28 protein-coding genes and 1 tRNA gene are annotated in these 26,905 nt (G+C 67.6%); 9 read left to right on the forward strand and 20 right to left on the reverse strand.

The features are described from left to right. Positions 1–74 precede the first annotated feature (74 nt). The 11 genes from ABZ396_RS05630 to ABZ396_RS05680 form a co-directional block, all read right to left on the reverse strand. Positions 75–1,253 carry a site-specific integrase gene (locus ABZ396_RS05630; RefSeq protein WP_358914930.1) on the reverse strand — a complete coding sequence of 393 codons (1,179 nt, stop codon included), beginning with the start codon at positions 1,251–1,253 and terminating at the stop codon, positions 75–77. After that, positions 1,253–1,471: a helix-turn-helix domain-containing protein gene (locus ABZ396_RS05635; protein WP_358914932.1), complete on the reverse strand. Its 219-nt coding sequence runs from the start codon at positions 1,469–1,471 to the stop codon at positions 1,253–1,255. Before ABZ396_RS05635 ends, ABZ396_RS05630 begins: the two co-directional genes overlap by 1 nt. Further along, positions 1,465–2,841 (reverse strand): replication initiator protein RepSA, encoded by a 1,377-nt coding sequence (gene repSA, locus ABZ396_RS05640; protein ID WP_358914934.1) that lies wholly within the window; start codon positions 2,839–2,841, stop codon positions 1,465–1,467. The genes ABZ396_RS05635 and repSA overlap by 7 nt, the downstream gene beginning before the upstream one ends. Then, positions 2,838–3,080: a hypothetical protein gene (locus ABZ396_RS05645; protein WP_358914936.1), complete on the reverse strand. Its 243-nt coding sequence runs from the start codon at positions 3,078–3,080 to the stop codon at positions 2,838–2,840. Before ABZ396_RS05645 ends, repSA begins: the two co-directional genes overlap by 4 nt. Next, positions 3,077–3,283, reverse strand: a complete 207-nt coding sequence (locus ABZ396_RS05650; RefSeq protein ID WP_358914938.1) for a hypothetical protein — start codon at positions 3,281–3,283, stop codon at positions 3,077–3,079. Before ABZ396_RS05650 ends, ABZ396_RS05645 begins: the two co-directional genes overlap by 4 nt. An 89-nt stretch (positions 3,284–3,372) precedes the next feature. Continuing rightward, on the reverse strand, positions 3,373–3,699 hold the full coding sequence (locus ABZ396_RS05655) for a SpdD-like protein (protein ID WP_358914940.1): 327 nt from the start codon (positions 3,697–3,699) through the stop codon (positions 3,373–3,375). Between the two features lie 20 nt (positions 3,700–3,719). Beyond that, positions 3,720–3,875, reverse strand: a complete 156-nt coding sequence (locus tag ABZ396_RS05660; RefSeq protein WP_358914942.1) for a hypothetical protein — start codon at positions 3,873–3,875, stop codon at positions 3,720–3,722. Between the two features lie 24 nt (positions 3,876–3,899). After that, the gene (locus ABZ396_RS05665; RefSeq protein ID WP_234538975.1) at positions 3,900–4,091 is read right to left on the reverse strand and encodes a mobile element transfer protein; all 192 of its coding nucleotides are present in this window, start codon (positions 4,089–4,091) and stop codon (positions 3,900–3,902) included. 21 nt (positions 4,092–4,112) lie between these two features. Further along, on the reverse strand, positions 4,113–4,799 hold the full coding sequence (locus ABZ396_RS05670; protein WP_358914944.1) for a DUF2637 domain-containing protein: 687 nt from the start codon (positions 4,797–4,799) through the stop codon (positions 4,113–4,115). 84 nt (positions 4,800–4,883) lie between these two features. Further along, positions 4,884–6,239, reverse strand: a complete 1,356-nt coding sequence (locus ABZ396_RS05675) for an FtsK/SpoIIIE domain-containing protein (protein WP_358914946.1) — start codon at positions 6,237–6,239, stop codon at positions 4,884–4,886. Positions 6,240–6,241: 2 nt separating this feature from the next. Further along, positions 6,242–6,589 (reverse strand): hypothetical protein, encoded by a 348-nt coding sequence (locus tag ABZ396_RS05680; protein ID WP_358914948.1) that lies wholly within the window; start codon positions 6,587–6,589, stop codon positions 6,242–6,244. Between the two features lie 426 nt (positions 6,590–7,015). On the opposite strand from ABZ396_RS05680, the gene ABZ396_RS05685 reads away from it, so the two are divergent. Then, the gene (locus ABZ396_RS05685) at positions 7,016–8,056 is read left to right on the forward strand and encodes an XRE family transcriptional regulator (protein ID WP_358915197.1); all 1,041 of its coding nucleotides are present in this window, start codon (positions 7,016–7,018) and stop codon (positions 8,054–8,056) included. Here the strand turns inward: ABZ396_RS05685 and ABZ396_RS05690 are convergent. Together ABZ396_RS05690 and ABZ396_RS05695 are read right to left on the reverse strand one after the other, a co-directional pair. Next, positions 8,040–8,834, reverse strand: coding sequence for an NUDIX domain-containing protein (locus ABZ396_RS05690; RefSeq protein WP_358914950.1), 795 nt, complete (start codon positions 8,832–8,834; stop codon positions 8,040–8,042). The genes ABZ396_RS05685 and ABZ396_RS05690 overlap by 17 nt on opposite strands. A gap of 725 nt (positions 8,835–9,559) precedes the next feature. Beyond that, positions 9,560–10,153, reverse strand: coding sequence for an SLATT domain-containing protein (locus ABZ396_RS05695; protein ID WP_358914952.1), 594 nt, complete (start codon positions 10,151–10,153; stop codon positions 9,560–9,562). A 123-nt stretch (positions 10,154–10,276) separates the two neighbouring features. Here ABZ396_RS05695 and ABZ396_RS05700 point away from each other — a divergent pair, with 123 nt between their 5' ends. Both ABZ396_RS05700 and ABZ396_RS05705 read left to right on the forward strand, forming a co-directional pair. Next, entirely contained in the window at positions 10,277–12,982 is a 2,706-nt protein-coding gene (locus ABZ396_RS05700) for an ATP-binding protein (RefSeq protein ID WP_358914954.1), read from the forward strand. A gap of 432 nt (positions 12,983–13,414) precedes the next feature. Then, on the forward strand, positions 13,415–13,738 hold the full coding sequence (locus tag ABZ396_RS05705) for a hypothetical protein (RefSeq protein WP_358914956.1): 324 nt from the start codon (positions 13,415–13,417) through the stop codon (positions 13,736–13,738). A 222-nt stretch (positions 13,739–13,960) separates the two neighbouring features. Here the strand turns inward: ABZ396_RS05705 and ABZ396_RS05710 are convergent, their stop codons facing one another. The 3 genes from ABZ396_RS05710 to ABZ396_RS05720 all read right to left on the reverse strand — a co-directional run bounded on the left by ABZ396_RS05710 (position 13,961) and on the right by ABZ396_RS05720 (position 15,729). Further along, the gene (locus tag ABZ396_RS05710) at positions 13,961–14,344 is read right to left on the reverse strand and encodes a hypothetical protein (RefSeq protein ID WP_358914957.1); all 384 of its coding nucleotides are present in this window, start codon (positions 14,342–14,344) and stop codon (positions 13,961–13,963) included. Between the two features lie 198 nt (positions 14,345–14,542). Beyond that, entirely contained in the window at positions 14,543–14,857 is a 315-nt protein-coding gene (locus tag ABZ396_RS05715; RefSeq protein WP_358915199.1) for a hypothetical protein, read from the reverse strand. 593 nt (positions 14,858–15,450) lie between these two features. Next, a complete protein-coding gene (locus tag ABZ396_RS05720) occupies positions 15,451–15,729 on the reverse strand; it encodes a hypothetical protein (RefSeq protein ID WP_358914959.1) in 279 nt (92 codons plus the stop codon). 79 nt (positions 15,730–15,808) lie between these two features. Between ABZ396_RS05720 and ABZ396_RS05725 the strand changes: the two genes are divergently transcribed. After that, the gene (locus tag ABZ396_RS05725; RefSeq protein ID WP_358914961.1) at positions 15,809–16,564 is read left to right on the forward strand and encodes a GntR family transcriptional regulator; all 756 of its coding nucleotides are present in this window, start codon (positions 15,809–15,811) and stop codon (positions 16,562–16,564) included. Positions 16,565–16,732: 168 nt separating this feature from the next. Here ABZ396_RS05725 and ABZ396_RS05730 read toward each other — a convergent pair. Both ABZ396_RS05730 and ABZ396_RS05735 read right to left on the reverse strand, forming a co-directional pair. After that, positions 16,733–16,817: transfer RNA gene (locus ABZ396_RS05730), tRNA-Ser, on the reverse strand. Positions 16,818–16,876: 59 nt separating this feature from the next. Next, positions 16,877–18,343: a trypsin-like peptidase domain-containing protein gene (locus tag ABZ396_RS05735; protein WP_358914962.1), complete on the reverse strand. Its 1,467-nt coding sequence runs from the start codon at positions 18,341–18,343 to the stop codon at positions 16,877–16,879. A 257-nt stretch (positions 18,344–18,600) separates the two neighbouring features. On the opposite strand from ABZ396_RS05735, the gene ABZ396_RS05740 reads away from it, so the two are divergent. The 3 genes from ABZ396_RS05740 to ABZ396_RS05750 all read left to right on the forward strand — a co-directional run bounded on the left by ABZ396_RS05740 (position 18,601) and on the right by ABZ396_RS05750 (position 21,550). Continuing rightward, positions 18,601–19,428 (forward strand): glycerophosphodiester phosphodiesterase, encoded by an 828-nt coding sequence (locus tag ABZ396_RS05740; RefSeq protein ID WP_358914964.1) that lies wholly within the window; start codon positions 18,601–18,603, stop codon positions 19,426–19,428. A gap of 204 nt (positions 19,429–19,632) precedes the next feature. Next, positions 19,633–20,283: an ATP-binding protein gene (locus tag ABZ396_RS05745; protein ID WP_358915200.1), complete on the forward strand. Its 651-nt coding sequence runs from the start codon at positions 19,633–19,635 to the stop codon at positions 20,281–20,283. Positions 20,284–20,560: 277 nt separating this feature from the next. Beyond that, positions 20,561–21,550, forward strand: coding sequence for a DUF5926 family protein (locus ABZ396_RS05750; RefSeq protein WP_358914966.1), 990 nt, complete (start codon positions 20,561–20,563; stop codon positions 21,548–21,550). Positions 21,551–21,945: 395 nt separating this feature from the next. On the opposite strand, the gene ABZ396_RS05755 is transcribed toward ABZ396_RS05750, so the two are convergent. After that, complete coding sequence (locus ABZ396_RS05755) at positions 21,946–22,446, reverse strand: hypothetical protein (protein WP_358914968.1); 501 nt, start codon at positions 22,444–22,446, stop codon at positions 21,946–21,948. Between the two features lie 54 nt (positions 22,447–22,500). After that, positions 22,501–23,175: a bifunctional DNA primase/polymerase gene (locus ABZ396_RS05760; protein ID WP_358914970.1), complete on the reverse strand. Its 675-nt coding sequence runs from the start codon at positions 23,173–23,175 to the stop codon at positions 22,501–22,503. Positions 23,176–23,782: 607 nt separating this feature from the next. Here ABZ396_RS05760 and ABZ396_RS05765 point away from each other — a divergent pair. Together ABZ396_RS05765 and ABZ396_RS05770 are read left to right on the forward strand one after the other, a co-directional pair. Beyond that, on the forward strand, positions 23,783–25,168 hold the full coding sequence (locus ABZ396_RS05765) for a PP2C family protein-serine/threonine phosphatase (protein ID WP_358914972.1): 1,386 nt from the start codon (positions 23,783–23,785) through the stop codon (positions 25,166–25,168). Positions 25,169–25,279: 111 nt separating this feature from the next. Beyond that, positions 25,280–26,767 (forward strand): aminopeptidase P family protein, encoded by a 1,488-nt coding sequence (locus tag ABZ396_RS05770; protein ID WP_358914973.1) that lies wholly within the window; start codon positions 25,280–25,282, stop codon positions 26,765–26,767. The last annotated feature ends 138 nt before the right edge of the window (positions 26,768–26,905 follow it).

Raw genomic sequence — 26,905 nt, forward strand, 5'->3', positions numbered from 1 at the left:
CCACGGTGACATCACTGCCACGACGGTTTTCAAGATCTCTCCGCGATCATGGTGGTTGACCGCTCCGCCGCAGGTCAGACGGGCAGGAGCGCCCCAGCGGAGCCGTCGTCATCGTCGTCGTGCCCGCTACGTGCCCCAGGGGCGGGGTCGTGCCCGCTGAGCCAGGAGTCGGCCGCCTCGGCGACCTGGTCGTCACGACCGGCGACGGGACGGGCGTAGTGCCGGGTCGTGACACTCGCGTTCGAGTGCCCGAGCCGATGCGCGGCGGTCATGACGCCGTACCGGTCGGCGACCCATGTGCCATGCGAGGCCCGGAGATCGTGCGGGGTGACGTCAGTCAGTCCGGCCGCCGTCACGGCGGGGTCGAAGTACGCCTTGCGCCACTGGTTGTAGCGCAGGGGCTTGCCGGCTGGGGTCGTGAAGAGGAGTGCGTCCTCACCGCCCGAAAGCGTCTCCAGGTACCGACCGAGCCGCTTGGCGAGGGACGGGCCGATGCGGAGGAATCGCTTCTGATGCGACTTGGGGGTGTCGAAGACCAACGTGCCATTGGCCTCGGCCAGGCTCTCGTCGACCAGGACGATCCCGCCGGACACGTCTATGTCCACCCGGCGGAGGGCGAACGCCTCACCGACCCGCAGCCCCGCGTAGGCGAGGAGCGCGATCAGCAGGTCATGCGGCTTGGCCGCGCTCCGGACGATGCGGGAGGCTTCGAGCGGGGTCAGGATGTGCGGTTCGGTCTGCGGCATCCTCGGTAACTTCACTCCTCGGCAAGGCGTCTGCGGGATCATGTCGTTGTCGACGGCGGACCGCGTGATCTGCGACAGGACCCGGTACGCCTGCCGGATCCTCGACGCGCTGAGTCCCTTCTTCTTCATCCCGCCGACCCACTCGGCGATCGTGATCGGCCGCAGGCTGGACAGCTCTCGATCACCGAGTGCCGGGACGATCAACGAGTTGATCAGGGACCGGTACGTCGCTTGCGTCTTGTGCTTGAGCTGCGGCGAGACGGCGGCCAGCCAACGGGCGGACCAGTCGCGTACGCTCGTCTGCCCCTCGGCCGGATCGAGCCAGCGGCCCTCTTCGATCTCCACGCGCTTCCGCACCAACCAGCGATCGGCGTCCGTCGACGTCGCGAAGGTCCGATCCGCCGGACGCAGGACACCGTCAGGCCCCGGATACCGTGCCTGGAAGCGACCCGAGGGAAGCTTGCGGATCCGGCCGAAGTTGCGGCGGGACTTGCGCTTACCGGCCATCAGGCAGCCCTCCTGAGACCCGAAGGCCGCAGGGCGATCGGCTGCACGGTATTGGCGTCCACGAACGCCTCCACGGCGCCCTCAGGGATGCGGACGTGGCGGCCGACCTTCACGAAGGTGATGCGTCGCTCCTCGATGAGGCGACGGGGGAAGCGGACGCCCGTACCGAGCCGTTCGGCGACCTCGTCCACGGTGAGGAGTCGGTCCACGGTCACCACTCCCCTTCGGTCGCCAGCGCCTCGCGAGCTGTCTCGCGGTTGAGTTGCAGGTCGCGGTGGATGGTGGTGGCGAGGGCGGATTCCCCTGGGGTGTGGCCGTGGCCGGCGTACTGCCAGTCCGCCAGGACGAGGACGGTGTCCGGCTCGACGGCGTCCAGGCCGAAGGTGTCGGCCTCTTGGGTCGCGCGGTAGTCGGCGCGGGCCTGGCGCAGGGCGCCGAGGGTGGTCGAGTAGCGGCGGGACTTGGAGGCGAAGTGGCCGCGGAAGCCGAGCATGTGAGCCCAGGCCCAGATGCGCCGATCGGGGTAGAGCGGGTCGAGTTGCTTGCACGCTTCGATGAGGCGGCGGGTGTGGTCGGGGACCTGGTGGCGGTCGAGTTCGGAGAGTTCGCCGATGCGGCGGTCCAGGGTGCCGGTGGTCTCGGCGGCCTTGGTGGCGTACTTGGCGACGTAGGCGGCGACTGCCTGTTCGGTGATGGCCGATCCGTCCCCGAACGCCTTCACGGGCTGCACGTCGAGCTGGGTGCCCCAGCGGAACGTGCGGGCGGGCTGGTCCTCGACGGCCGGGGCCGACACGGACGTGTAGGAGTGCGCGGTGGCGGCACGGATCGCGTCGCCGAGGAGCTGCACGGTGGCCCAGGACGGCGGGGCGGTATCGGGTCCGTCGGGGCCGTCGATGCGTATGACGGCGTGGAAGTGGATAGCACCGCGCTTCTGGAACTCGGCGACCTTGCCGTACGAGATGCGGGCTCGCTCCTTCAGCTCTCGCTGGGTGATGCCGGCGCGGGCGGCGATCTCGCGGCGGAGGCGGTTGGTGAAGCGCTGCCAGAGCTGTCCGGCGTGGTTGTTGAACAGCACGGCGCCCGCGTAGTCGTACGTGCTTGGGTCGAGGGCCGTGCCGAGGGTGGGGTCATCGGCGGGGTGGTCGGCGCCGCAGCGGCAGGCCCCGCGGTCGGGGCGGTTGTGGACCGGGCCGAAGGAGGGGGCGGTGAGGGTGGCGAAGACGCGCGGATGGTCGCGGACGGTGGCGGGGATGTCTCGGCGATCGTCCCCGGCGAGGCCGGCGCGGATGAGGTGGTAGGTGTCGCCCGCGTACGTCCAGGCGCAGGCCGGGCAGCGTGAGGCGCGGCGGTTGCCGCAGGCGATGCGGAGCCGTCCGCCCGGTTCGGTACCGGTGGAGTAATGATGCAGGGTTTCGCCGGTCGTCTTGTCCTTGTGGATCACCCAGCCGGTGAGGTGGATGGGGTCGGCGCAGCCCCCGGTGCGCCGGATCTGGTCCTGCCAGCGGTCGAAGCCCGGAGACCCGGCCACCCGCAGCGCGTCGCCAAGGGTGATCGGGTCCAGGCCCGCGAAGGTCGCGGGATGGGTCATGCGGCCCCCTCCACGGCGTCAGCGGCCATGCGGTCGAGTACGTGGGCGGCTTCCTCGGCAGCGCGGGCCAGGGCACGCAGAGCTTTGGAGCTTTCAGGTCGGGCGATCAGCGCGATATCGACGAAGTCACCGCCAAGGCGGAGGCTGACGAAGCAGCCGCCGTGGTCGGTGCCGTCGAAGACATCAACGCGCGCGGCGGTGTCCGGCTCGATGTGGGCGGAGGTGGTGATGCTCTTCATGCGGTCACCTCCAGGTCCGCCGCAGCCAGACGCGGGCCCGGGGAGACGGTGCCGGTGCCGTGGCAGGCCGGGCAGTCCACGAGGACAGTGGGCAGACGGCCGCGGGAGTCGCGGGAACCCGAGGCGACGGCGGCGGTGGCGAAGCCATCGCAGTTCGGGCAGATCCGGGCAGTTGCAAGGGTGGCCGGGGTGGGGCCGGGCATGATGGGGTTCCTTCCGGTTCCTGTGGATCGGGGAGAGACGGCGCCCGGGCGGCGGATGCTTGGCGGTATCGGAGCCGCCCGGGGGCCGGTCAACGGCGCTTGGCTTCGGAGGCGAGCAGAGAGTGCAGGACGACGGCGCAGACAGCGACCGAGGCACCGGTGATGGCGACGGCCAGGAGCATCGAGACGAGCACGGCGCCGACGACCAGGACCGCGGCGGTGCCGCCGCCGACGAGGGCGAGCGCGGTCCCGGGCGTGAGCTGTACGACCGGCCGAGTGGAGGCCGGGGTGCCCGGTGGTGCCGGCGGCGGGGCCGGAGTGCCCGGGGTGGCGGTGGTCGGCTCGATGACGGTCGGCGCCTGCGGGGTGACCAGGCCGGTGGGCTGGGGCATGGTCGGGAGCTTGGGCTGGAGCATGAAGGGTTGTCCTTTCGGGATTACTTGATGGCGGAGTCGATGACGGGGGCCAGGACGCTGTCGGCGAGGAGGAAGCCGCCGAGCAGGAGCACGGCGATGAGCCACCAGGGCGGGCGGATGAGCTTGATGCCGAGCCAGCCGACGATGATCAGGGCGAGCCAGAGCGGGACGTGCATGGCGGAACCTCCGGTCAGGTGATGTCAGTTGATGCGGCAGCGGTGGGTGCGGGCAGCGAGCTGGGCGGCGGACTGGCTGGAGTAGTCGGCGGACCAGCCGCAGCGGTCGTTGGTGCACACGGCGGCGTGCTTGGTGTGGCCGTTCCGGTCGCGGTGGGTGCCGATCTGCACGGGTCCGATCCGCATCACGGAGTGGAAGTGGTCACGGGCGGGCATGGCGGTCGTTCTCCTTTCGGATCAGGTGAGTTGGGCGGCTATGGCTTCGGCGAGGTGGGGCGGGACGCCGAGGCGGGCGCGGAGGGTGTCGGTGTCGATCGGAGTTCCGGTGCGGGTGTGATGGTCGTCGGCGACCTTCCGGGCGTGGGCGACCAGCGCGGACGGGACCGGAACGGCGGGAGTAGCGGGCGGGACGGGTGCGGGCAGAGGTTCGGGAGCGGGGAGCACGGCGGCGGGCTCCTCGACGTCCACGACCGGCGGGAGCGCGCGTTCGGGTTCCTGCTCACGCTCAGCGGTCGCTGGCCGAGGTGCCGGATCGGGCTGTGTCGGCGGTGCTTCCGGCTCCGGGTGGGTGGTGGTGTGGGCGAGGAGGGTGCCGCCCATGAAGGCGAGGGCCGGCCAGGCGGCGACGAGGATGCGCAGCCAGGCCGGGACGGCGTTCATGTCGAGGAGTCCGGCGGTGGCGATGTTGGCGCCGAGGGAGGCGGTCAGGGCGATGGCGAACCAGCACCAGGCCAGTCGGCTGGGTCCGTCGGTGCGCAGTCGTCGCCAGGCGGCGACCAGGAGCAGGTCGACGCTGATCGGGTAGGCCCAGGCTTTCCAGCCGTCCTGTCCGGCAGCGGACGCCAGGTCGTGCAGGTGGGCGAAGGACAGAGCCCCGGCGATGACGGCTTGGACCAGGACGGCGTCGACGCGCAGGCGGGCCATCACGGGCTCCTTCCTGTCGTGAGGCATGGGAGGGGTAGGGACCTGGCGCGAAGGCGGTCGCGCCTACCGGAGCAAGAGGGAAGGTCAGATGGCGGCGGGGGCCGTCTTGGACAGTCGGACCCGGGCCGAGGGCACCGCGGCGGTGGCGGGGCGGAAGGCCGCCAGGGCAGACACGTCGGGAGTGCGGTGAGCGTGCTTGTTGCAGATGTTCACGGCCTCGCGCAGCGAGGTGTGCGGGGCGCGGATGCGGTGCCAGCCGCCGGTCGAATCGCCGGCGATGGCCAGGCCGCGGGTCTCGGCGGGGATCTGGATCGCGGCCAGGACGGCGTCGGGAGCGATGTCGCCGAAGGCCATGTTGGCGGATGTCTCGTCGTTGACGCGGTGGGCGGTGCGGCCGGTGAGCTGGGCGCGGAGCATGGTGATGCCCTTGCCGAGTTCGGAGCCGAAACGTTGCCCGCAGATCTCCAGGTAGATGCCAGCGGCACGGCCGAGCTGGGCCAGGCGGACCAGGGCGGTGACGATCCGGTCCCGGCGCTTTTCCTCGTCTTTGGTGGCGTACAGGGCGAGTTCGGCGACCTCGTCGACCAGGACCACGACCGGCACCGGCCGCAGATCCTCGGGCAGATCCCAGATGTCGGCGGCGATCTCCGCATCCGGCACGGCGACGCTGATCCTCTGCTGGGCGCGGATGAGCTGGTACACCTCCTCCATGTGCGCCACCAGCGCCTCCAGCAGCTCTAACGCGGTGTCGGGGTTGTCGGCAAGCGCGGAGAACCGGCGGGCGAGCGGGAACAGCTCCACCCCCTGCTTGCAGTCGATGCCGACCAGGGCGACATGCTGCGGGGCGAGCCCGGCAACCAGGTTGCGCTGATAGACGGACTTGCCGGACTCCGTTGCGCCCAGGGTCAGGCCATGGGGGACAGCCCGGTAGTCGCGGTAGTGCACCGAGCCGTCCTCACGCAGGGCGACCGGAATGCGCATCGGACGGGTGTCGAGCCGGGTGGGCATCTGCACTCGCTTGAGTACGTCGTAACCGGTCATCCGCACCTCCACCACACCCGAGCGGATCTCACGGGAGGTGACTCCGTACAGCCCGAAGGAGTGGCGGAGCCGGTCGGTAGCAGCGGCGACGTCGAACGCGTCCTGTCCCGGCTTCAGCTTGAGCCGAAGCACCAGACCGGTACGGGTCGGACGCAGCCGCAGGATGCGCGGCGGACGCGGCTCCGGCACCTCTCGGCGAGTCATCCGAGCCAGGGCGAGGCACCAGCGGGCGGGCGGGACGGTCAGCCCACAGGCGTCCATGACCGAGGTGTAGCGGACCAGGACCCGCACGGTGGCGAAGGTGACGCCGAAGGACAGCCAGTACCAGGCGGGGCGCCGCCACCGCAGGAGACCTGCGGCAGCAGCGACCACCAACCCGGCGACCATGAACCAGGTCATGGTCAGGCCGCCTTCGCACCCGTGCCGGCGAGCGAAGTGACCGCGACGGCGCGGAAGGCGATCCCGTGCCGCCTCTGGCCGTTGAAGTCGTTCTCCCACGGCCGGGCGATCAGGCCCGTGAGGGCGACAGGGGTGCCCATGGCCAGGTCACCGGAGATACCGGTCTCCGGGACGGTGATGGACAGGATCTCGACGTCGTCGTTGGCCGCGAACATCACGTCCACGGTCATCAGCTTCATGCCGTCCGCATCGGTGGCGATCTCACCGGTACGGCGGTCACGGACCTTGGGCTGAGCGGGCTTGGCGACCATCACGGTCGCGGCGGACGTGTCGACGGGGATCTGACGCATGATGGGGGAGTCCCTTCAGGGGCGGGAGCGGCGTACTTGCTTGGCGGTGGGTCGCCGCTCCTGAACGTTGATGGAGTGCCGCAGCAAAGCCAGCGAGTGTTTGCACTTCTAACTGGTGCGCACCAATAGGTTGCATCTGGTGCGCACCAGCTGTCAAGCGCTGCCATCTGCCCGGCATCTCAACTCGCCTTACTGCGACACCTCCAGAGAACCGCGTCGACCAACGTCTCGGTAGACAACAGGGGTTAACACGCGTCCGGTTAACCCCTGCCGAGCTGGGCCGACGTGATGCATGCTGTTGTTGCGGTTCAACACCCCGACGTGGAGCGGCAGTACGCGATGAGTGGACTCAAGGCAGCGAGGACGGCGCGGGCGTGGTCGCAGGAGCGGCTCGTGCGGGAGATCGAACGCCACGCACGCCAGCACATGCTCACCGTCGCCTCGACCGCGAGTTTGCGAGTGTATGTCTCGGAGTGGGAGAACGGCCGACGGACGATCTCCAGCCACTACGCCAAGATCCTCCGCGCACTGCTCGGCATCACCGACGACGAGCTGACGAGCAGCTCCCAGCCGCCGGCACTCGTCACCGCTGACGGCTACGACGAGCTGATAGACCGGATCGACGAGGCACGAAACGTCAGTCTGACCCTGGTCAAGACGTTCATGGAGCAGACCGAACTACTCCGGACCATCGACCGGCAGATGGGCGCCGCCAGCCTGGTCGACCAGATGACATCCCACCTCGCGCGGCTGGAGGACGCCCTGACCTTCGCGGTACTCCCGGACACCCGCCGCCCGGTGGCTCTGGCTCTTGCCGGAGCGGCGACGCTGGCAGCCTGGCAGGCCCTCGACGTCGGCGCCGTCGAACGAGCCTGGCGCCACTACGAGCTGGGAAAGCGTGCCGCCCAGGAGGCCGAGGAGCCCATGTACCTGGCGCACGCCACCGCCGAGCAGGCATACGTGCTATGCGACGCCGGACGCGCCGAAACGGCGGTACAACTGGTACGAGAAGCACAGCGACTCGGTGGACAGGGCATGTCCCCACGCCTCAGAGCCTGGCTGTACGCAGCCGAAGCGGAAATCTGCGCCCGAGCGGGACTCCACGACGACTGCCGGCGGGCCCTGGAGCTCGCGATGCGACACCTTCCCGCAGGAGAAGAAGCCCGCGACCCGGACATGCTGAGCATCTTCCTGAACGAAGGCCACCTCAGCAGGTGGCGCGGGAACGCACTCGCCCTGATAGGCGACACCGACGCAGTGGACAGCCTCTACGACGCGCTGAAGACGACCGACCCCACGTTCATCAGGGCAACGGCAGGGCTGCGCTGCGACCTGGCCCAAGCCCACCTGGCCCGCGGCGAGTACGCCGAGGCGCAGAAGCACCTGCGACAAGCCCGACTGGTGGCCAGCCGCACGGGGTCAGTACGTCACAGGCGCCGGATCGAACAGCTCACGCAGCGTCTGTAGGCGATGCACCGGCGCCCCGCGACGCGAGCAGATGCAGCAGGGCGACCAGGGTCCCCGACCCCATCAACTCCCCACGAGCCATGAGCCCGGGAACGTCGGACAAGGGCACCCAAGCGATGTGCGCGGCCTCTTCCAGATCCGTCGGCTCACCGACGAGCTTCGCCCCACGCCCGACGAAGATCTCATGCGGCGAGTCGACCATGCCGACCATGGGCTGGTAAGTCACCACGTGCTCCAGGATGTTCGGCCGCCACCCGGTCTCCTCCTCCACCTCACGCAAGGCGGCCTGAAGAGGCTCCTCCCCCTGGTCGACAATCCCGCCGGGCAACTCCCACCCGAAGGTGTCAGGGACGAAGCGGTACCGCCACATCATGAGCACCCGGTCCTGCTCATCGATGACGGCGGCGATGGCCACATGGTGAAGCTTCACGACGTGGTGCTCAAAGCGATCCACGCCAGGCGGCTCCACGTCAACGAGGCTCAGCTTCACCCAGCGGTTGTCATACAGCGTCCGCTCACCATGGATCTGCCAGGGCTCGATATCCGCCGGCGCCTTCGTGGTCACCGACCGGTCCGGCACCCGGTAAGAGCTACGGCCGTGCACCTCGACGACGCCCTCGGCTACGAGCTTGGCCAGCACCTGGCGCAGCGCCGTGCGGCCGATCTCCAACTCCTCCGACAACGTCCGCTCAGACGGAAGCTTGGAACCCGGCGAGTACTTGCCCGTACCGATCCACTCGCGAATCGTGCGGTAGACCCGCCCCGACTTCGGTCCCATCCGGTGAGCACGCCCCTGCCGTCGTTGGGTGTTCGTTGGGTGTAGCTACACAAGCGTATCGGCGCACCTACTCACGTGAGTAGGCATCGGCCGACGCAGACGATCAACCCGTGCGCGGTAGAACTTTCCCTACTCGATCAAGGCGGCTCGCTCCGCTCCCCGCGCGCGGCCCGGCCCTCGGCCGGGCCTGCGCTCCTGCCTACGTCCCTCTCCAGCCCAGCCGACGCCCGTGCCGCGCACAGTGCAGCGAGCCAAAGACCACGAGTCGAGTGCCACACGGGAGCGGCCAGGGTCAGAACGAGGCCTCCGGCGGGGGGATCGGCCGGCACCGGGATGGAGGGAGCGCCGTCGCCGACTGCGGGTCCGTAGGAGCGGATGCTGGGGGCTCCCATCCCGTACGCCGTCGACCCAGGCAGAGCCGAGCAGGCGTGGTTCCTGGCGTCCAGGTCGTTCGTACAGTGGCGCGCTCCACCTGGACGCCAGGAACCACGCCTGCTCCACGGTATGTGGGTCGACGGCGTACGGGATGGGAGCTGGGGAAGGTGGTGGCTGAACTAGCGGGCTATCCGCCCCCTCCATTCACCCGATCGGTACAGCAACACGCGTGGGCTGCTCGTGTTAATACGACGGGGAGATTGGACTGGAAGCGAGAGACCGCACGGTCTGCAGTTGCATCTGACACAACGCAGCGAAACTCACAAACATCACGTACCCCTACCGAGGCTTCACTGAGAAAGCGATGAACGCAACTCGGCTATGTTGTCTGACAAGTCAGAAGACCAAGATGAAGTTTCCAACTCGATCAGTTCGGCCACTTCGCTTGAAAACGGCAAGATAATTTCTTCGATCACCTGACGAGCACTAGAATTTGGTGCGTCGAGGTTGCTCGCCTGCCACAGAGTCCACGCCATTTGATATTTCATTATGCTCTTCGACAGGGAGCTCGCGGTGGCCATGTAGCGTGTCCAGGATGCAGAAAATCCGAAGGCGCGATCCAGTAGCATTGATCCACCGCCGATCGCTAGCGCAACGTAGCCAAATTCAGACCTAACGATTCCATCGGTCAGCAATGACACTACCGGCAAAACCGCACCGATGGTAACGGCGCTAACCGCGACAACCCTCAGAGTTTTTGACGCCCGCGACTTCGCCTTTTTCTCGACAAGGTACCAGTCGTGCGCCTTCAATGCCTCCGACTCGACCCAGCGAAAGAGTCCATCCGCCGATTCTGAAGCCTCACTGGAACTCCACTCAAATCGCGGCACAGTTCCCTTCGCGAGATCTGATTCGTCGACCTTGTTAACTCTTACCCGAGCCACTCTTCTCCTCCTCCAGTGCAGCCGGACATATTTATGCCGTCTCGCCGGCCCCGCACAGCCCGCCATCTGCGATTATGTCAGTTCCGCTAGTGGCTCCACCGCCCAAACGGCATACTACCGCACATGACGCAGGCAAGCACAAGCAAAAGTAGCCTCTTCCAACGTTCATTTGGACCGGAGGCATTCAACGACCACGATGACATCAAAGCCCGCTTTTTGCGAGCCTTGGAGGATATGCGTGAGCGTGCATTCACGCTTTCCAGTGAGATATCGCGCGACTTGCCTGAATTCACACAACACGACGGTTCCCATATGACTGCATTGTGGGAATTGGCCGATCTAATCGCGGGCCCAGAGATAACTTTGAACCCAGCCGAGGCATTTGTCTTGGGTGCATCCATACTTGTCCACGACTTGGCTATGTCCAATGCCGCCTACCACGTCTCTGGAACATCCATCCGAGAACACCGACAGTGGCCCGACGCATTGGCGGCTGAGCTCAGAAAAGATTACCGTAGATCCCCGTATACCTCTGAGCTGGCATCACCCCCGGCAGACGCTGCTCAACGAGCGGAAAAGGCATTGCTCAGGTCTCTGCACGCAGAATTTGCCGAGCAGTTGCCGCTAGGGTCATGGAAAGCATTGGACTCAAGTGTTGTTCATTTTATCGTGGATCCAGAGATAAGAAGCGCCTACGGGCGGCTTATTGGTCAAGTCGCCGCAAGTCACCACTGGAATCACGACGAACTTTTGACCCGGTTGGCTCCGCCCGTGGGAGCGCCCGGATTCGCGCCTTTCGAATGGAAGGTGGATACTCTGTTTGTTGCTTGTTTGCTTAGAACTGCAGACTCGGCTCATCTGGATGCGACACGAGCGCCTGATTTGCTTGCAGCGGTGCGCAAAATCCCAATGGCATCACGAGAGCACTGGATATTTCAGAGTAGATTTCAGCGGCCATACCTGAAGAATGGGCGACTCGTCTTCACTGCTCCCGATGGCTTTTCTCAGGACGAGATTGGGGCATGGTGGCTGGGATACGATGCTCTTCGTGTAGTTGACAATGAACTCAGAAATGCAGACAGTATTCTGTCCGAGAACGGCCGAAGTGTCTTTGCGGCTCGTGGAGTAGCGAACGTCGAGTCGCCGGCAGAGCTGAGTCAGATGGTTCTTTGTCGAGGCTGGTCTCCGGTCACTGCTCAAGTTCATGTTGGCGACGTGGCAGGTCTAGTGCGACGCCTCGGTGGAGCGGAGCTCTACGGTCAAGACTGGACCGTCGGGTTGCGTGAATTGATAACCAATGCCAGCGACGCTACCAAAGCCAGAATGGCTCTTTCGTCATACAAGGGTGGCCACCAGTTTCCAGGCCGAGTATCCATCACTCTAACGGAGAGCGGATCGTTTTACTGGCTATCGTGTGCCGATAACGGCATCGGAATGAGTCCTGCTGTCCTTGGAGACAAACTGCTCGATTTCGGTGCATCGTCATGGCTTAGCCAAGAAGTGGTCAGGGAAAATCCCGGCTTGCTGGCAAGTCGCTTTGAACCCACTGGAAAGTTTGGTATCGGATTCTTCTCGGTCTTTATGATGGGGAGAAGAGTTCGCGTGACATCCCGTGCCATCGCGGGTGGCCCGGCAGACACTTGGGTACTTGAATTCGGGGAGGGTATCGAAGGCCGACCAATCATACGTCGAGCGATTTATAACGAGCAATTGGACGAGCCGGGCACGGTCGTTAGCGTACAACTTGAGGAGGGATTGGTCCACCAAATCGACGGCACGCCTGCGCTACAGGTTGAAGAGCTAAGGATGGCAAAGACGATATTCAGCGGTCATCTGCCGCTAAGCGATCTTGTCCGCTACCTGGTTCCCGCACCTGAAGTGGACATGTGGGTGTCCGATGGAGCTGATTCGCGAAAAATCATGGAGAAAGATGACTGGATGACCCTCGCTGGCGAGGATTTTCTCATGAGGGTTTTCGGAGTGCCGCTGGAGCTATCAGAAGACGACCACGATGATGAGGATGGGCAAGTCGAGGATCGCGAGCCGGGCCCGTTGGAAGATGCTCAGAGGCTTGCCACAAAGCTGGCTAACGAGCTGGAGTTTGTGGATGACGAAAACGGGGTCCACGTCGGCCGAATAGCTCTTCTCGACCCGGAAACACTGTCCCAGCCGTATATGCTGAACGAAACGTGTCTCATAACTGCGGGGCCCACTCGAACGCGCAGTACGCAAGATTCTATAGCAGGCCTCCTAATTGGCAAGCCGGCACGGGCAGCGAGAGATGCAGCAAGTCCTATAGCGGCCCGTGATCAGCGCGTGGCCTGGGCCAACTTGCAAGTAAACAAGCTTCTCGCTCGCAACGATGCTTACGGCGAGTGGTGTGCTCATGCGGCTGAGACGCTATGTGCATTCGGTGCCAATATCCGACCGCTGCGCGTGTGGCGTGTTGGAAATGATTGGGTTGACTGGGATGGCTTGGTGCAATGGATCAGACCTCGGGAAGACTTCTGGTCCGTCGATTATTCGCACGCTAGTACCTTCCTGGGAACTCAGGAGGTTCAGCTGGACGCGGTAGAAAATGCGGTCTACTTCGTTGACGAACGCATGGGACTGGATTCCTTCAGTCGCAATTGGTCAGAAGATTTGCGAGCGGTGAGGATACTTGCTTATGAAATTTACGAGGCGATTGAGGAAGCGTGGGACGTCGAGTTGCCAATCATGTCTCCTCGTCAAGAGCGAATATTTCACAGGACTGGCGTCATCGGAAGATTTCGAGGCGAGGAAATCCATGGCACCGGGCAGTATTTCCAGCGCTCCGCCTTGGCATAACGCCCCGAACAACTCGGCAGGGAGCGATTTCGGGCTTGTCTGCGACGCAATACCACACGATAATGGTTCCGTCGCAGGTCAGCTCGCACGGCGAGCCGAAATCACCTCAGCTTCCCAAGCTCAGGGCGCTAGTAGTTTCCCTGTCGGGTAGGTCTGGCACGGACGTGTCGCCGTATGCTCAGCCGTCTTCCCCATCTGCTCCAGGAGTGAGCCGTGCGTCGCTGCGTCATGGTCGTGCTGTTGGCCGGCATCTGCGCCGTGGGTTGCTCACCCACGCCCGCGGCGTCCAGCCATACATCGTCTGCCGGTACCACTGCGGCGCCGGCTAGCGACGTGGCGTCCGCGTCTGCCACCGTTCCCGCCTGTCAGGCATCTGCGCAAGCCGACGAAGCGCTGTCTGCGTCTGGTGCGCTCCTGGTGACTGCGGTGTCCTTGAGTAACGAAACCCTGACCGCAGCAGGACGAATCGTGAAGCAGGCTCAGGGCCTGAAGAGCGTCTCCGAATCAGTGTGCGGGATTGAGACTGGCAACAGTGGCAAGCCGAACAGGCAGACCGTGTGCCAGGCGGCCAAGGAATTGGACCGTGACGGCGGTTTCAGAGCCCAAACGGAGGCGGAGAACGTAGCCGACGCGGCAGAACTGGCTTCGGCTGATGACATAGCCACCTTCAAAAGACAGTTGGAGGCCGTCGCGCATCCAGCAAGCTCAGGCACCATCGCTCTGCTCGCCAAGTACTGTGACGATCCCCTCTCATAGGGGGAGCCTCGGCCCATCAGGCGTGACCGTGGCCGTCTCGTTGCCGTCTCATTCAGCCACGTTCACGGCCCGTTCAGCTGAGACCACCAGGCCGACTCGCCCTGGCGATCAACCGCCCATGTGCGCAGGTGAACGCCCCTGCACACACTCCATGACCCCACCAACACAGTTGGAAAGCGTGGTGGAGATTCGAGCTGCGGTAGACGTCGGCCCATCCGGATGTCAAGGCTCGGTTTGGGTTCGCCGTACGCCGGTGCATGCCACCAGCGCGCTGCCGTCCTGATCGAGGAACAGCATGAACGTCCAGGATCCATCGGCAGCTCTGATCTGGCCCAGCCGGACCGGTCCGCCATAGCGGCTGAGGCGTTGCACGGCCTGCTCCAGCCCCGTTGTCTCAATGCCCTTCCGAAGGGTGAGCCTGAGTCGGCGGCCGTAGATCCTGGCGAGCGATTCGGCGGACGTTGTGCCGTCCCACACAACATGAGAAGCGCCGGCATAGAGAGCAGCCAGGGCAGCCACCGACGCTTCGTCGTCACCGCCCAGCAGTTGTTCAAGTCGGTCCCGCACCAAGCCCTCACCCCCGGGCACGATCGTGCGGTACAGCAACGAAGTACAGCAACCCCAGCAACCGACACCGGCCAACATGACCCTGCGCGCAGCCTGTATGACCTCCAACGCCCGATCTCTACAGAGCTACGGATCAAAAGGTGTGCTGAGCGCGACGACCCGGCCCCCTTGCGAGTCGTCGCGCTCAGCTCTCGGTTCTGTCCGCCTGGCCAGCGATAGGGTGCCTACGCTGGAGCGTTACAGGACGGAGTCTGCTTCCGTGTCCAGCCCCTCCGCGTGACAGCGTCCGCGGCTGGTAGCCACACGGAGCACGTCCCGCAATGCGCCGGCCAACTGCGCGGCGAGAAGGCGCAACTCCTCCCCGTTCGCGGTCCCGTCATCGAGTGTCGAAGTCGCCTGCTCCAGAAGTTCGGACGCCATGCCGATCTGAATCGACTCGATATGGTCCGCGAGGCGGGACATGAAGCCTTCCGGGTCATCGGTGTTCAGGTAGCAGGGCTTACCCCCCGGCCCCGCCCACGGCAGAAGCCTCAGGCCCCTGTGTGCCGTCATCCCTGCGCCTGCCTCTCTATCATCGATGTTGGCTATCGGCCGGCCGCCGGAGTCCCGGACGCTCACCGCTTCAACGCGCCGGGAGTCGCGGGGACAGACGCCGAGTGGCACGAGCAGTCGCACGCCTCGTAGATCAGTGGGACGTCGACCGGTGCCGAGGCCGGAGAGGACTCCGCGCACTCGTGGTGCGTGCCGACGCGGCAGGCAGTCGAGCGGTAGGGAGCGGCCGAGGCATCCAGGTCGCGTGGCTGCTGTTCAGGGGACATCAGCCGACCCCCAGGAGGACCGACCTCGTATCGACCAGCGCATCACCGGTCACGGCATCCACCGTGTGCTGTCGTACGCGCTTCTCCCAAGCCAACAAGTACGGCCGGACAAGTGGGGTGTCCTCGCCTCTGAGCAAGTCGCGGTGGCCCGTCCGGTCGGTGGCCATTCCCGGAGCGGTCGTCGGCCCGTCAACGAGCGCACGGGACACACAGGCGGCTGGCGGCCGAGGCGGCGCTAAACAGCGGCGGTGCCTGCCCTGAGGGACGTACCGCGCCCTAGTGCGGGCGACGGCGCGGCGGATACGGTTGAGCACGCTGAATCAGCTCCTATCGCTGATGGCTCGGTCCCCCGGCATCGCCCGCCGTGGGGACCGCTTTGCGTACGGCCGCCCAGAGGGTGCGGCCGTTCAGGCTGGTGGCGTGGAGCCCGAATCGGTCGGCCTCGGCCACCACCTCCAGGACCTCCCTCCACGTCTCGGCGGAGAGCGATTCCGGTAACTCCGCTTCGACCGACGTGAAGCCGGCGCGTTCCTCCACGCGCGTGGGGAGCCCGACGGCGGACAGCCGGGCGGCGATGGCCGCCGCGCTAACTCCCGAAGCGGGCACAGGGCAGCCTCCGTCACCGATGATTCACTTTCAGTGAAGCTAGTTAACTAGATTAGAGCTAGTGGACTAGATTTTCCACATGTCTGAGCAGCCGCCTTACCTCCGCATCGCCGACGAACTCCGGCGGCGGATCGCGGAGCACGTGTGGGAGCCGGGGGACCGTCTTCCCTCCCGCGCGCAGATCGGCCAGGAGTGCGGCGTGGGCGAGAACGTCGTCCGCCGCGCGCAGGAACTGCTGATCTCACAAGGTGTGCTGGAAGGCCGAGCCGGATCGGGCACGTACGTCGCCGAGCCCCGGCAACGGGTGCGGGTCGTCCGGTCCTCGGCGCGCGAGCAACCCCAGGGGTCGCCGTTTCGCGCGGACATGAGGGCCCTCGGCAAGCAGGGCGACTGGGAGAGCCGGACCGACGCCAAGGTGCCCGCCCCCGCCGACATCGCCGCGCGGGTGGGCATCGCCGAAGGCGACCTGTGCGTGCGGACCTCGTACGAGTTCCTGGCCGACGGCAGGCCCGTGCAGCTCTCCACCAGCTGGGAGCCCTACGACCTCACCGCCGGCACCCTCGTCGTCCTCCCCGAGGGAGGCCCGCACGCCGGAACGGGCGTCGTGAACCGCATGGCCGCCATCGGGATCACCGTCAGCCACGCTGTGGAGCAACCCGAGCCCAGGCAGGCGACCGCCGAGGAAGCCTCACTCCTCGGCATCCAGAAGGCCGCTCTCGTCACACACATCCGGCGGACCTACTACAGCGACCAAGGACGGCCCGTCGAGACCGCAGACATCATCGTGCCCGCCACCCACTGCGAGATCGTCTACGAGATTCCCATCAACCGGTAGGCGACAGCCCCCTCAGGCCATGATCCGAGGCCCTGAACCCGTGCCCCAGTCGTGCCCCTTGCGTGCCCGATAGAGCGGGAAACCAGGGGGAACAACGGTGCCTAACGGGGAGCGCATACGCCAACGGCCCCCGACCATCTCACCTGGTCAGGGGCCGTGAACGTCAAGCGGTGGGTGTGGGATTTGAACCCACGGTGGCTCTCGCCACGACGGTTTTCAAGACCGTTCCCTTAGGCCGCTCGGGCAACCCACCCCGCGCCGGTCGAGATCGGCGCGGGAACAGAGTAACCGGTCGGCACGCGTGTGTGCGGGTCAGTTGTCGCCCACGCGGGAGGTCAGGGTCATTTCGGCCGTGTGTTCCGTGCCGCTTCGCTTGTACGTGACCTGGACCTTGTCGCCGGGCTTGTGGGTCCAGATCTCGCCGATCAGGGTGGGGCCGCTGTCGATCACCGAGCCGTCGAGCTTGGTGATGACGTCACCGGACTTGAGGCCGGCCTTGTCGGCGGGGCCGCCCGACTCGACCGCTGCCGAGCCGCCCGAGCCGGAGTCGGTGATCTGCGCGCCGTTGGTGGTGTCGTCCAGGGACACCGACGCGCCGATCTTCGCGTAGACCGGCTTACCGGTCTTGATCAGCTGCTGGGCCACGTACTTGGCCTGGTTGATCGGGATGGCAAAGCCCAGGCCGATCGAGCCTGACTGCCCGGTGCTGCCCATGCCGCCGCTGGAGGCGGACTGGATCGCCGAGTTGATGCCGATCACCGCGCCGGAGGAGTTCAGCAGCGGGCCGCCGGAGTTGCCCGGGTTGATGGAGGCGTCGGTCTGCAGGGCGCTCATGTACGACGCCTTGCTGGTGGAGCTGCCGTCGCTGGAGGCGACCGGGCGGTTCTTGGCGCTGATGATGCCCGTGGTGACCGTGTTGGACAGGCCGAAGGGGGCGCCGATCGCGATCGTCTCGTCGCCGACGGCCACCTGGTCGGAGTCGCCCAGGGCGAGCGGCTTGAGGTCCGACGGCGGGTTCTTGAGTTTGATGACCGCGACGTCGTAGCCCTGCGCGTGGCCGACGACTTCGGCGTCGTACTTCTTGCCGTCCGGGAAGGTCGCGGTCAGCTTGCCGCCGTTGAGGGCGTCCGCGACCACGTGGTTGTTGGTGACGATGTGGCCCTGGGTGTCGAAGACGAACCCGGTGCCGGTGCCGCCCGTGCCGCTGGTCGACTCGGCCTGGATGGTGACCGTGCTGGGCAGCGCCTTGTTGGCGACCGCCGCGATCGTGCCGGCCGCGCGCTTGACCTGGGTGGCGCCGCCGTCGGCGGAGGCGGAGACGGTCGTGGAGCCGGTGTTGTCGTTGTTCTTGGCCAGGGTGTAGCCGAGACCGCCGCCGAGACCGCCCGCGACAAGCGCGGCCACCAGGACGGCTGCGATCAGACCGCCGCGCCCGCTGCCGTTCTTAGGCGCGGGCTGCGGCTGCTGGAACGGCTGGTGCTGCTGGTCGTACGGCGAACCCCAGCCGGCACCCCCACCGGCACCCGCGCCGGCGTCCGCGTAGGAAGGGGTCGCGGGGGGCGGCGGCGGCCAGGAACCGCCGGGGGCCTGCGGTGCGGCCGCGTAAGGGCCGCCCGCGGGCGCGCCCTGGGGCGCCGGCGGGATCGGGGCGATCGGGGTGGTCGGCGCTTCCCCGCCGTCGGACGCGGCTGCCTGCGGTGAAGCAGTGGGAGACGCCGGCGGCACGGGAGGTGCGGACGGGGCCGGGGGTACCGGGTTGCCCTCGTTCTCGGTGCTCACAGCTTCTCTCCTCGGTCCACGGCTTTTCTTCTCGGTCGCACTCGGTCACGCTCTTTCACGCTTGCTGTCCGTCCGGCGCGATTCAGCTGTGCATGTGCATTTGTATGCCGTCAGCTTTTCCCACAGGCCGTCAGAGCACCATAAGCGGTGGCTGTGGGTACACCGACAACCTTTATATAGGGCTTGTCCGACAAAAGTTCCCTTTGCTGGCATCAGGGATGCCCCCACGTACGCCCGCTCGGTGGCACCATGTCGCGGTGACCCACGCACCACAGCATCGCATCCAGGTCGTCGCGCACCGCGGGGCCTCCGAGGATGCACCCGAGCACACCCTGGCCGCCTACAAGAAGGCCATCGAGGACGGCGCAGACGCCCTGGAGTGCGACGTACGGCTGACCGCGGACGGCCACCTGGTCTGCGTCCACGACCGGCGGGTCAACCGTACGTCGAACGGGCGCGGTGCGGTGTCCGCCCTGGAGCTCGCGGACCTGGCAGCCCTGGACTTCGGTTCGTGGAAGAAGGGGCCTGGCTGGCGGGGGCGGGACGAGGAGCCCGACTGGGAGTTCCGGCCGGAGGACCGCGAGGACACCTCCGTACTGACGCTGGAGCGGTTGCTGGAGCTGATCGCGGACGCCGGGCGGCGGGTGGAGCTGGCGATCGAGACCAAGCACCCCACGCGATGGGCGGGGCAGGTCGAGGAGCGGCTGATGCTCCTGCTGAAGCGGTTCGGCCTGGACGCTCCGGCCACGACGGCCGAGTCACAGGTGCGCGTCATGAGCTTCTCCGCGCGGTCGCTGCACCGGGTGCGGGCGGGCTCGCCGACGCTGCCGACGGTCTATCTGCTGCAGTTCCTCTCGCCCCGGCTGCGCGACGGCCGGCTTCCGGCCGGGGTGCGGATCGCGGGCCCCTCGATCCGGATCGTGCGCAACCACCCCGCCTACATCGAGCGGCTGAAGCGGAATGGCCACCAGGTGCACGTGTGGACGGTGAACGAGCCGGAGGACGTGGATCTGTGCCTGGACCTCGGTATCGACGCGATCATCACCAACCGGCCGGGGGCGGTGCTGCACCGGCTGGGACGGTGAACCGGGCCGGTCCTGAACCCGGGCTCAGATAAAGAGTCGCGTAAGGAAGCCGCGCAGCTCTTGACCCGACAGCTCACTCACACCATCCTCACCTATCGGCCACACCATCGAAATCCAGCCACACGAAGCCATGCTGGGGGATATGGCGACGAGTCCGTCACGGGGTGTGCTCCGGCGCGTTCGATGCGTATTCGTTCGTTGCGAATGCGTCACCGGGCATTCATTGGCCGGTTTCCGGTTCAGGCCAATGGGGCATCCACACCGTGGCGTGGGGCAAAGGAGGTCTCGGGGGTGGCGTTGGTGGTGGCACAGGAGGTGCCCACGTCGTCGAGCATGGCCGTACCCCATGGCCCTGCGGGCGTGGGGAAGGCAAGACACCATATGCGCGATCAGTTGCGCACCGGTGGTGTATCGGAATCGGTCATCGACGATGCCGTACTTATCCTTTCCGAACTTTTGAGCAATGCGTGCAAACACGGGCGTCCTCTGGGGGACGACGCGCTGGCCGGGGACGGCGACGTCCGGGCCGCCTGGCGGGTGGACACGCGCGGCCGGCTGATCGTCGAGGTGACGGACGGCGGCGGACCGACCCGCCCGGCTCCCATGACCCCGTCGGTAACGGCACACGGCGGCCGCGGGCTGAACATCATCACGGCCCTGGCGGACGACTGGGGGGTCCGGGACGACGCCCGGGGCGAGGTGACGGTCTGGGTCGTGGTCCACAAGGACGTGGTGAGTGATCGGGATACCACGGCCCGCCGCGACGCCTTCGCTACGCGCGTCACGGCGTCGGCGCCCGCGGCCCCGGAGATGGCCGGCCTGGACTTCGCCGACGCGTTCGACGACCTGGACTGACCGACCCCTACCTCACCGGACTGACCCGTACCAGACTGGACTGAGCCGCACCGGACTGGACTGACCCGGTCCGGCCTGGACCAGCCCGTACCGACCTGACCCGGTCCGGCCTGCCCCAGCCCGGACTACCCAGCCCGGCGGAGCCGGCTCTCGTGGCTCTGTCCACTCTGGTGGCTCTGTCCACTTTCGTGGCTCTGTCCACAGGTACCCGTGGCTCACGGCGTGAACGGCTAGGCTCCCGCCAGTACGAGACGAGCCGTAACCGGGAGACACCCAGATGGCCAAGAAGCGACCCCAGACAAAGGCCACGCGGCCGCAGCTCAGCGATGCGGCCCACGCCGGAGGCGCTGATGGAGACTTGCCGGTTGTCGGTGCCCGGGAGCCCTGCCCCTGCGGCAGCGGCCGGCGCTACAAGGCGTGCCACGGCCGGGCGGCCGCGCACGCGGCGACCGAGCTGGTGCACCGCCCGTTCGAGGGGCTGGCGGGCGAGGGCGACTGGGTGGCACTGCGCGAGCTGGTCCCCGCCGCCACCGTCGAGCTGGCCCTGAAGGACGGTCTGCCCGAGGGCGTCCCGTCGGTCACGCTCGCGACGGTGCTGCCGATGGCGTGGCCGGCGCTGCGGCGCGACGACGGCTCGGTCCTCCTCGGCCTGCAGAACGACACGGCGTCCGGTGACATCAGCCGCGACCTCGCCGACACCCTCCAGCGCGCCCTCACCGCCGAGCCGGGCACCCCGGTGCAGAGCCGCCGCGCCCCCGCCGACAGCCCCCGGCTGCAGGATCTGCTCGACCCCGAGGGCCCGTTCGTGCCGGTCGTGCACGACGGCTTCGAGTTCTGGGTGCAGGACATGGAGAACGCCACCGCGGAGGTGACGGCCTCCCTGGAGCGGGCCAACGCGGCGGCCATCCCCACGGTGAAGCTGACCGGCGTCGACTGCGCCTACTGGTGCGAGACGCCCGAGAAGAACCATCTGCGGTGGGTCATGCCGTATCCCGAGGAGCAGCTTCTGGACGCTCTCGCGCGGCTGCACGCGGCGGGCGGATCCAGCCTCGGGGAGGGGACCCGGCTGGTCGGTTCCTTCCGCGCCCACGGTCTCATCGTGCCGGTCTGGGACCTGCCGAGCGGAGTCGGCGCCGAGGACGTGGAGAAGCCGGCCGCCGAGTTCGCCGAGCGGCTCGCGACCGCTCTGGCCTCGGAGGCACCGCTCACGGCGGACGAGCGCAGGGCCCGTGGCGGGCTGACCAACCGACAGGTCACGCTCAGCTGACGGTCAGCGCGGGCACAGGTGAGCGGCTGACCGACCGGTCAGCCGCTCAGGACTCGTTGCCTCGGGTGACTCCTGTCACAACTTCCCTGTGTGGCACGCAAATACGTGTCCGAATAGCCGAGATCGAATTTGCGAACCGCCGATCTCTTGTTACCGTCTCAGTAGCCCGGTTGCTGGTGCATCCCCCGTCGCCAGCAACCGGGTCTTTTCATGCCCGGGCTCGGTGTACGGACCGTAGCGGTGCGTCAACTCCCGGTTGAACCACCGGAGTTGCTCCCGGACGAGCCCCCGGAGCCGTCAGCCGAGCCGCTCCCGGAGCCACCCCCGGAATCGCTTCCGGAATCGCTTCCGGAGCCGCTCCCGGAATCGCTTCCGGAGTCAGCCCCGGCATCGGTTCAGGAATTGCTCGCACTGCGCAGCAGCAGCGGTCCGTCGCCGTCGCGCGCCGCGAACTCCGTGACGGCCGTGTAGGCGTCCAGCGCGCCCCGCGTGTGCTCCCGGGGCGTCTCACAGGTGGCGGGCTCGTCGGCGGCGTCCGCGGCGCAGTGCGTCTGCACGGTGCGGCCGTGCGGACCCATGAGGCTCAGCACGGACTCCAGGTCCGCCCCGGTGGCGTTGCGGTAGTAGGTGCGCGCCCAGGTGTCCGCGCCCTGGGCCATCACACAGGTCTGCGCCTCCACTCCGCCCGGGGAGGTGAGTTCGGGACCGCAGCGGGCGGCGGTGGCCAGGCCCAGGCCGAGCACCAGGGGGGAGCGGGCGGGCGCCGGCAGCTTCTCGTCGTCGTGTCCGGCGGGGTGTACGGCGGCGTCGCCCACCTGTCCCGCGGACGCCACGGTCAGCGGTAGCGCGACCGCGCACACCATGACGCCCGCGAGGGCGAGCAGACGTACGTTCATGTGCGGAAGATAACCAGCGAGGCACGAGAAGCCGTGTTCTCGCGCCCGACACCCTTACAACTCTGGTGCGCTCACACCCGTACGAGTGAGGGCGTCGACCACTGCGTCCACCACGGCCTCCACGTCGGGCACCCAGGGCTTGGCCGAGCCGGGCAGCGGGGCACGCTCCCAGCGGATGGCGCCCTGGCCGGTCTCGGAGGGGGGCAGGGCGAGATAGCCGCCCTCCCCGTGGAAGCGGAGCGAGCCGGGGACGAAGTCCTTGGCGTACAGCAGCTCGCCCAACTGCTCCATGGAGTACGGCTTGACGAGCAACGCCCAGCGGGTGGGCGCAGCGACCACCGGGCCGAGGCGCATACCGCGGCGGTCGAGAAGAGTGAGGGCATGAGAGGCGGCGAGTGCGGGCAGACTGACCGCGCACGGCGCCTTTCCGCCGGAGGCTCCGGTGGCGAGGACGATCGGCGCGGCCGGCCGGTTGCCCCACCACCAGCGCACCATGCGCTCGTCGGTGGTGGCGGCGAGCAGACCGGGGTCGAAGGGGTGTGCACCGGGCACCGTGCACTCCGGGTCGGGGCAGGCACAGCGGGCCCGGCCCTGCGGGTCCGGGGCCACACCCGGGAGTACGGGCCACTGCCATTCCGTCGCGAAGGTCAGGGCCGCGCCGAGAAAATCAGGCCCCTTGTCGTTCCGCTTGGACAGGAGCCTGCGTCGCCTTCCGAGGATCTCGCGCATGAGCGCTCGTTCCTTTCCGTTGCACCGCTGGCAACACCGTGGATCACATCATGTGTCGATCACTTCACTGTGCGTACCTGTTGGCGCATCACACCCCTGCGCTGGGCAAGGGGAACCCCAAAGGGTCGAGCGGGGGCCGCGCCCGCATCCAATACTGCGTCTATCAAAAGCACGGCCACGAGGCGGGGGTGGCGAAGTCTGGCGTTTTGCCGTTCCGAGTGTTTCTCTCCGCCGCCGCGACGGGAGGATGGGGCACGGTCGTCGGTGGTTAAGACGCCCGGGTCCGTCGCCAGGTTCCGGGTGGTCCCCAACCACCCCTGGCCTTCTCCGAGTACGTACCCATCACGACCGCTGTGACGCTCCGTGGAGCAAGGCCAGTCGACCGCAATGAACCAATACCCGAGTCAGTTTTAAGCCAACTTTGCCTTTGCGCAAGCCGTCCGGGAGAAGTAACCGAGAGACCCCGGACACCAGGAATCCCAGCAGGACAATGCTGGACATCTCCTCACGAGTGCGTGTACATGTGGAGACACTGCTAGCGGCGCAGAAAGACATGGGGGTATGCGATGCTTTTGAGCAATACGCACAGGTCTGAAAGCCGGACGCGATGAACGCCCCGCACCCTCCGAAAGTGGCTGGAATCGATTCAACGGTTCCCACGCCCGCACACACTGTCGCGCCCGTTCCCCCCGCCCCGGGCGCACCTCCCGTCCCGAAAGCCCCCGCCGTCCCGGCGCCCGGCACCCTCCTCCAGGACCGGCTGGCCGGCTGGGTCTCCGACCTCACCACCCTCCATGAACTGACCGAACGGCTCGCCCGCACCGACGGACTGGAGCCCGCCCTCCAGGAACTGCTGCGCTCCGGTGCCGCCCTCGTGGGCGCCCGGCGCGGTCTCGTAGCGCTGGAGCCCGCCGACGGCCTCGGCCCGCACACCACGCTCGGTCTCGGCCTCGGCCGCGCGGACCTCGGCCATGTGGAGACCGTCCCGCGCGGCGCGCTGCCGTACGACTCCGGTACCGCCGCCGAGATCGTCCACCCCGACCTGTTCGCCGAGAACGGCCTCGACCCCCGGCACCGCGAGGTCGCCGCCCGCCTCGGCTATGCCGCCAGCTACGCGCTCTCCCTGACCACCGACGCGGCCGTCCGCCTGGGCGCGGTCGTCTGGCTGTACGACGAACCGGCCGAGCCGAACGAGCGCCAGCGCCACCTCATCGGCCTGTACGTCCGACTCGCAGCCGAGCACCTGGCCCGACTGCTGGAAGTCGAGCGCACGCGCGCGTGCATGGCGACCATCGCCGAGGAACTGCTCCCCACCCGGCTGCCCCGGGTGGCCGGCGTGCAGCTCGCCGCCCGGCACCGCACCGGCCCGCGCGGCGGCGGCGACTGGTACGACGCACTCCCGCTGCCGGACGCCGCCCTCGGCCTCGCGGTCGGCTCGGTCACCGGCTCCGGGCCCAGCGCGGTGGCCGCCATGGGCCGGCTGCGGGCCTCCCTGCGGGCGTACGCCGTGATGGAGGGCGAGGACCCGGTCGCGGTCCTGTCCGACCTGGAACTGCTGCTGCGGCTGACCGAACCGGCCCGCTCCGCCACCGCCCTGTTCGCCTACTGCGAGCCCGCGCTGCGCAAGGTCACCCTGGCCGGGGCCGGGCACAGCCCGCCGCTGCTGATCGGGGAGCGCCGCACCGAGTTCGCGGAGACGTCGGTGTCGGCGCCGCTGGGGATGCTGGCGTGCTGGGAGGCGCCCAGCGTGGAGGTCCAGGCCGAGGCCGGGGAAACCGTGCTCCTCTACACCGACGGGCTGCTGCACCGCACCGGCGACCCCATGGACCGCGCCTTCGCGCGGCTGCACACGGCCGCCGCGAGCGTCCCGCGCGCGCTGCGCCGCGACCCCGGTGCGATCGCCGACCATGTGCTGCGCACGGTGCTGCCGGACGGGCTGGACGCGGCCGGCAGTGAGGAGGACGTGGTGCTGCTGGCGGCCCGTTTCGACTGATCGGTCAGTCAAAAAGGCAGGTCAGCCGGTCAAGAGTCGTCCGGCCCTGGGTCGCCGTTCGGTACGACCGTACGATGGACGGGATCCAGTGCAGTGTCGAGGAGGATGACCGTGGCCGACGAGCTCACACCGGCGGTACCTGATGTTGCTGCTGACGCAGCAGGCCCGGAAACCGAGCCGGAAGAGCCGATCAAGCAGCGCAAGAACGGCCTGTACCCGGGCGTGTCCGACGAGCTGGCCGAGAACATGAAGTCCGGCTGGGCCGACACGGAGCTGCGCGACCTGAAGCCCGTCGAGCAGGCCGAGCACACCGCCCGCCGCCGCGCCGAACTGTCCGCCCGCTTCCCCGGCGACCGCCTGGTGATCCCCGCCGGCAACCTGAAGACCCGATCGAACGACACGGACTACCCGTTCCGGTCGTCGGTCGAGTACGTCTATCTCACCGGTGACCAGACCGAGGACGGCGTACTCGTCCTGGAGCCGAAGGACGACGGCCATGTGGCCACCATCTACCTGCTGCCCCGCTCCGACCGTGAGAACGGCGAGTTCTGGCTCTCCGGGCAGGGCGAGCTGTGGGTGGGCCGACGCCACTCCCTGACCGAGTCCGAGGCGCTCTACGGCATCCCCGCCGCCGACGTCCGCGAACTCGCCGACCAGTTCCGCGAGGCCACCGGCCCGGTGCGGGTCGTCCGCGGGTACGACACCGGCATCGAGGCCGCGCTGACCGACAAGGTCACCGCCGAGCGCGACGAGGAACTGCGCGTCTTCCTCTCCGAGGCGCGGCTGGTCAAGGACGAGTGGGAGATCGGCGAGCTGCAGAAGGCCGTCGACTCCACGGTCCGCGGCTTCGAGGACGTGGTGAAGGTCCTCGACAGGGCCGAGGCCACGTCCGAGCGCTACATCGAGGGCACCTTCTTCCTCCGCGCGCGTGTGGAGGGCAACGACATCGGCTACGGCTCCATCTGCGCGGCCGGCCCGCACGCCTGCACACTCCACTGGGTCCGCAACGACGGTCCGGTGCGCTCGGGCGACCTGCTCCTCCTGGACGCCGGCGTCGAGACGCACAGCCTCTACACCGCCGACGTCACGCGCACGCTGCCGATCAACGGCACGTACAGCGAGCTGCAGAAGAAGATCTACGACGCGGTGTACGACGCCCAGGAGGCCGGCATCGCGGCGGTGAAGCCGGGCGCCAAGTACCGCGACTTCCACGATGCCGCGCAGCGGGTGCTGGCCGAGCGGCTCGTCGAGTGGGGGCTCGTGGAGGGGCCGGTGGAGCGGGTGCTGGAGCTCGGGCTGCAGCGCCGGTGGACGCTGCACGGGACGGGGCACATGCTCGGGCTCGACGTCCACGACTGCGCTGCCGCGCGGACCGAGACGTATGTGGACAGCGTCCTTGAGCCGGGGATGGTGCTGACCGTCGAGCCGGGGCTGTACTTCCAGGCAGACGATCTGACCGTTCCGGAGGGGTACCGGGGGATCGGGGTGCGGATCGAGGACGACATCCTGGTGACGGCCGACGGGAACCGGAACCTCTCGGCCGGGCTGCCTCGGCGGTCGGACGAGGTCGAGGCGTGGATGGCTTCGCTCAAGGGCTGACGTATGGGATGAATGGCCGGGTACCTGGGTGGGTGCCCGGCCATCGTCGCGTTCCGCGGGTGGTCGGTGGCTGGTGGCTCCCACGCGGTGGTGGCCGCACACGGATACAGTCCCGCGCGCCTGAAGGGGCGCTCAGTC

The organism is Streptomyces sp. NPDC005866 (assembly GCF_040629895.1).
In the GTDB taxonomy this organism is placed as follows: Bacteria; Actinomycetota; Actinomycetes; order Streptomycetales; family Streptomycetaceae; genus Streptomyces.